The organism is Burkholderia sp. 28_3, from assembly GCF_003253915.1.
Taxonomy (GTDB): Bacteria; Pseudomonadota; Gammaproteobacteria; order Burkholderiales; family Burkholderiaceae; genus Burkholderia; species Burkholderia cenocepacia.
The window spans coordinates 1-3,419 of the sequence record NZ_QKZF01000067.1; the positions used below are offsets into that span (position 1 = coordinate 1).

At 65.4% G+C, this 3,419-nt stretch carries 6 protein-coding genes; all 6 read right to left on the reverse strand.

Annotated features, from left to right (window positions below; all coding sequences use genetic code 11):
- Nucleotides 1–362: YqaJ viral recombinase family protein (locus DFS13_RS39505; RefSeq protein ID WP_146610060.1), on the reverse strand; the 362-nt coding region annotated here is incomplete at its 3' end.
- Complete coding sequence (locus tag DFS13_RS40680) at nt 355–1,302, reverse strand: RecT family recombinase (protein WP_208328485.1); 948 nt, start codon at nt 1,300–1,302, stop codon at nt 355–357. The genes DFS13_RS40680 and DFS13_RS39505, both read right to left, overlap by 8 nt.
- A 47-nt stretch (nt 1,303–1,349) precedes the next feature.
- The gene (locus DFS13_RS39520) at nt 1,350–2,471 is read right to left on the reverse strand and encodes a hypothetical protein (RefSeq protein ID WP_241308609.1); all 1,122 of its coding nucleotides are present in this window, start codon (nt 2,469–2,471) and stop codon (nt 1,350–1,352) included.
- Nucleotides 2,468–2,629: a hypothetical protein gene (locus DFS13_RS40570; RefSeq protein ID WP_166677924.1), complete on the reverse strand. Its 162-nt coding sequence runs from the start codon at nt 2,627–2,629 to the stop codon at nt 2,468–2,470. Before DFS13_RS40570 ends, DFS13_RS39520 begins: the two co-directional genes overlap by 4 nt.
- 172 nt (nt 2,630–2,801) lie before the next feature.
- Nucleotides 2,802–3,089: a hypothetical protein gene (locus tag DFS13_RS39530; protein ID WP_111442894.1), complete on the reverse strand. Its 288-nt coding sequence runs from the start codon at nt 3,087–3,089 to the stop codon at nt 2,802–2,804.
- Entirely contained in the window at nt 3,089–3,418 is a 330-nt protein-coding gene (locus DFS13_RS39535; protein WP_111442895.1) for a hypothetical protein, read from the reverse strand. The genes DFS13_RS39530 and DFS13_RS39535 overlap by 1 nt, the downstream gene beginning before the upstream one ends.
- Nucleotide 3,419 lies beyond the last annotated feature (1 nt).

Consider the following 3,419-nt stretch of genomic DNA (forward strand, 5'->3'; position numbering starts at 1 on the left):
GCGCCGAGGAACTCGTAACGCAGGTGCGTGAAGAAGCCGCCGGGCGCGATGATGTGGCCCGTCACGAGCTCGACCTGCTCGCGGCCGAATGGCTCGATTTCCTCGCCCCATTTCGTCGCGCGGCCGCCGACCTGGTGCGTCGACGTCGCGGCGAGCCGCTCGAACACGATCTCGCGCATGTACTTGTCGCGCGCGCCAGTGGACTGGCGCGGCTTCGGCTGGCCCTTCTTCGGGCCGGACTTGTATACGTCGCCGGGCTCGCCGCCCGTGAACGCGATCGCGTCCGCGAAACGGCTCGCCGTGATCCGGCCGGCGCGCTGCGCATACCATTCGGGCGTGCGCTGTTCGATGGCGTTACTCATCGTCCGCTCCGGGTTCGCGCTGGCCGGCGCCGTCGCCCTGCGGCGCGCCGTCGGGTTGTTGCTGCGCGGCCGGTGCGCCAGCGATCGCGGCAATGCGATCGCGCTCGCGCAGGCCGATTGCCGACCGGTCCTCCTTCGAGAGCTTCGTCCATTCTTCCTTGAACGGTTCGAAGCCGAGGTTGCGCGCGATGTCCTCCAGCTTCTTCACGATCGCGTCGTGCTCGGGCGTACGCGCCGGCCGGTTGCTGTTTGCCGCGGTGCCTGCGATCCGAGCCGGCGTCGCGCGTTGCATGTTGATCGGCTGGCCCGTCCCGTAATCGACGCCGTCCTGCAGCTCGTCGGGCGTGTACACGCCGAGGATTACGTCAGGCGCGTGCAGGCGCCCCCAGCGCTTCGCTGTGAGATAGGCGAGCTGCTGTTTCGGGTCGGCAACCCAGTTCGGCGAGTTGCGAACGTCGCCCACTTCCGCCATGGACACATGCCGCACGCGCGGCTCTGTCTCACCCTTCAGCATGGCCCAGACCTCGGCCCAGTGATCGTCGCTCTTATCGGTCTTGCCATTCACCCCTTTCCAGTTTTCGGACCAGCCGAAGTTGAGGCGCGTCGCGAGAGCAGGGGATGCATTGAGCACCGCGATTACGAGCTGCGCCTCGTATCCGAGCGTGCCGTTGACGAGGTGCGTTTTTTGCGCAACCGAGAACGGGTTCATGCCCCACTGCATGGCCTGCATGCAGACAGCGAAGCAGTCGCCCTGATTCCCCTGCAGGTGCTTCGGAATAGTCGTGCGCCCGGTCGCCATCAGGTCGGCAATGCGGATCATGCGATCCATCGATTCATCGCTGAGAATGAGCGACGCCGAACTGATTGAGGCCGGCGCCGGCGCAATCTCGGTGATCGGCGTGAGGATTTCGGGTTGCTGCTGGACGATGACGTCGGACATTGCGTTTTCTCCATGTGCGCGAGACTCGGCCGCGCGTAGTGGGTGGGTCAGGCTTCTTGGGGTGCGGTTGTGACAGGAAGCTGGACGTCGTAGAGGGACAGCCAGTAGAGGACCGTCGCCGACTCGACGTTGTAGTGCGCGCCGATCACATCGACGAGCGCGTCGAGCCCGGGCCCTTTAACGAGGAAGTCCTCACGCTCACGCTGTTGCTGCTCGCGCGCGGCAGCCGCTTCACGCTCACGCACCTCGCGTGCTGCCGCTTCCTCGCGCTCACGCTGCTCGCGCTCGGCGCGGTCGAGTTCAGCCTGACGGCGCGCCATTTCCGCGCGCTCCGCGTCGATTTGGCGCTGTTGATCTTCAAGCACTGCGCGGCGCTCGGCGTCCTCGCGCTCCTGCTGCACCCGGCGGGCAGCTTCTTCGGCCTCACGGCGCTCGCGGTCGATGCGCTCCTGTTCAGCGCGCGCCGCGGCTTCCTCACGCTCGCGCGCGGCCCGCGCTTCGGCTTCCTGCCGCTGCTGTTCGGCCAGCGCGGCGCGTTCGCGTTCCAGTGCCTCGCGCTCAGCGGCGAGTCGCTCCTGTTCGGCTTCGTGGGCGACGGCCGCAGCGTGCAGCTCAAGCATCTTGTCGAGGGTCGCCCCGCGCACCATTTCGGCTTCGCCGGTCAGCTCGGCGAAGCGATCCGTCGTGATGTCGAGTTCTTTCAGATCCTCGATCCATGTCGCGATGCTTGCCGACGGCGCGCCGACAGCGCGCTGCGCGAACGACCGGATATCGTCGATATGCTCGCGGATCGCCGCGATGCGCCGCTGCTCGGCTTCGAGCTTCGCGCGCTTCTCGGCCTCGCGTGCCTCGTCCCACTCGTCGCGCATACCGATCAGGCGGTTCTCTTCCGGCTCGGTGATCGCGACGAGGCGCTTCTCTTCGGCGATGACCGCCTTCGAGAACGCGTTCGCGTCGTCGCGCGCGGCCTTCGCGGCTTTCTGGATGTCGGTGCGCGCCGTGCGCAGCACCATCGCAGCAGCGTGCACCTGGTCGCGCGCGGCAGTGTTCTTGACCTCGACGAGGTCGGTTGATTTCGCGACGAGATCGCGCAGCGACGTCTCGCGCTCAGTCGACGCCAACGCGACGGCAGCGCGCTCGACGACGGTCAGTTCGGTAGTGGTTGTCATGCGGTCCTCGCAGCGGTGGATTGAAGAGGAGTCGGCCTTTCGTCGGTCGGAGCATCGAAGATCTTCGGGACGACGAGCCAGATTGCGATGAGGGCGATCGTCGCAACAACGATCCAAAGGGCGAACAGCTCGCCGATGTTTCGGAGCATGCGTTTCATCCAAGGCTCCGCAGATACGGGCCGGCGATGTACGCGCCGTACCAGAGAAAGCCGGCGGCGGCGCCGTATGCGGCCGCCCATGCCGAGCCTTCAAGGACGTAGCGCAGACGCGATACAGGCGCTGGCTTGTATCCGCGCAATACAGGCGTTGGGCTGTTGAGAGGGGTGGGCATCATGCCAAATTCCTCGCTTTGATCATTTCGTCGGCGAAGAAATAGGCATCCTGAGCGACACCCTGCATCCATCCCGGTTCACAAGACACTTCGCCGTTTCGCCATGCCATGAATAGCTCTGCAAGAAATGCGGGGGCAACCTTCGTAGCTACGTAATCGCGAACAGTGAGGCCGCCGTGCATCATTGCCTCGGGTTCATATTCCGCGCTTCCGTCCATTTCGAGCCGCACGCACCGCAACTCGACAACCTGACCGAAAGCGGGTCCACCGTCTTTTTTCTCACTCATCACAGATCCTCCCCACACGCGCGGAAGTGCCGCACCGGCTCCGGCGCAGCCTTGCGGCCGGCCTTGATCAGCGCAGCATCGAGGGCTATGCGGATGCCGGAGGTCAGCAGGATCTCTCCCGCGTCAGCGTCGGCCGCGATGATTTCGAGGATCTCGGCCATGTCAGGCGCGGCCGTCATCAGCTGTGCAGTGGCCGCGCGTTCGGTGCATGGCACGAAATGCGACATCGTGGCCAGTTCGAGCGCTTGCGAATCACTGAACATCACCTTCGCCCAGATGCGCAGGCCGTTCGTTTCCCACGGCCCCGGCGTGTGCTTGATCTCGTTCATG

Excerpts from the sequence above, each read along its gene's own strand:
- DFS13_RS40570 (WP_166677924.1), bottom strand. The coding sequence starts at position 2,629 with ATGAAACGCATGCTCCGAAACATCGGCGAGCTGTTCGCCCTTTGGATC.
- DFS13_RS40680 (WP_208328485.1), bottom strand. The coding sequence starts at position 1,302 with ATGTCCGACGTCATCGTCCAGCAGCAACCCGAAATCCTCACGCCGATC.
- DFS13_RS39535 (WP_111442895.1), bottom strand. The coding sequence starts at position 3,418 with ATGAACGAGATCAAGCACACGCCGGGGCCGTGGGAAACGAACGGCCTG.
- DFS13_RS39520 (WP_241308609.1), bottom strand. The coding sequence starts at position 2,471 with ATGACAACCACTACCGAACTGACCGTCGTCGAGCGCGCTGCCGTCGCG.
- DFS13_RS39530 (WP_111442894.1), bottom strand. The coding sequence starts at position 3,089 with ATGAGTGAGAAAAAAGACGGTGGACCCGCTTTCGGTCAGGTTGTCGAG.